The organism is Siminovitchia fortis (assembly GCF_007681465.1).
GTDB lineage: Bacteria > Bacillota > Bacilli > Bacillales > Bacillaceae_C > Siminovitchia > Siminovitchia fortis.
This window is the reverse complement of record NZ_VEKZ01000151.1, coordinates 1-978: the sequence shown is the minus strand read 5'-3', so window position 1 is coordinate 978 and position 978 is coordinate 1. Positions and strand designations below refer to the sequence as shown.

General features: G+C 47.9%; 1 protein-coding gene. It reads left to right on the top strand.

Annotated features, from left to right (window positions below):
* Positions 1-106: 106 nt before the first annotated feature.
* Positions 107-978 (top strand): IS1380 family transposase (locus FS666_RS19355; protein ID WP_144463788.1); only part of this gene is annotated, 872 nt, incomplete at its 3' end.

Here is a 978-nt window from a genome sequence, read left to right as displayed (position 1 = left end):
CCTTAATCCGTGACTAAATTTATCTAAAAACCATCCGAAAGCTAGTGAAATCAAGTATAATACCCAAAAAAGGTGAATTTAGCAACTTCACCCAGCAGGTGATCATATGAAAAAATTTATTATTGAAACAACTAGCGAACGGATTACAGCTCATACCGGGTTAGCGATTATCGGCGACCTTTTGTATCACACCAATTTACCGCAACGGTTAAACCAGGCTGAACCTGGAAAAGCAGACCGCAATTCGAAAATTTCCAACGGAGATGTTGCCTCTTCCTACATTGGTATACTCTGCCAAGGAAAGAGCGACTTTGACCATATTGAAGCTTTCCGGGAAGACGAATTTTTTCGTTATGCCCTGAATGTTGACAAGGTCCCTTCCAGCCCTACCCTTCGCCAACGATTGGACCAGGGTGCTTTGACGGAGGACTGGAAAACGATCCTGATGGAAGAGTCAGCCGGTCTTATCCGTCGTCTAGATGCAGACATTTCTCCCGTCGATGTGGGAGGCAAGCCATACCTTCCCCTGGATGTGGATGTCTCTCCTTTTGATAACTCCAACACCTTTAAGGAAGGCGTGGCGAGAACATACAAGGGATGTGACGGCTATGCACCTATGTTTGCCTATATAGGGCAGGAAGGTTACGGGGTCAATGTAGAGCTGCGTGAAGGGAGTGACCATTCACAAAAGGGAACCCCCGACTTTCTTCAAAGGACGATTGAACTTGCGAAACGCATGACGGACGAGGCGCTTCTTCTCCGCATGGATTCCGCGTGTGACAGTGCCGACAATATGAAAGTCTGTACGATGAACAAGGTGGATTTCGTCATCAAGCGAAACCCCCGGAAAGAAACAGCAGAAGACTGGCTGGCCATCGCCCAAAAAGAAGGCATGTGCCATGAAGAACGCCTTGGGAAAAAGGTATATACAGGCACCCGCCTCTCAACCATCAGGGGTACGGGCGTTCCTGTTCGCAT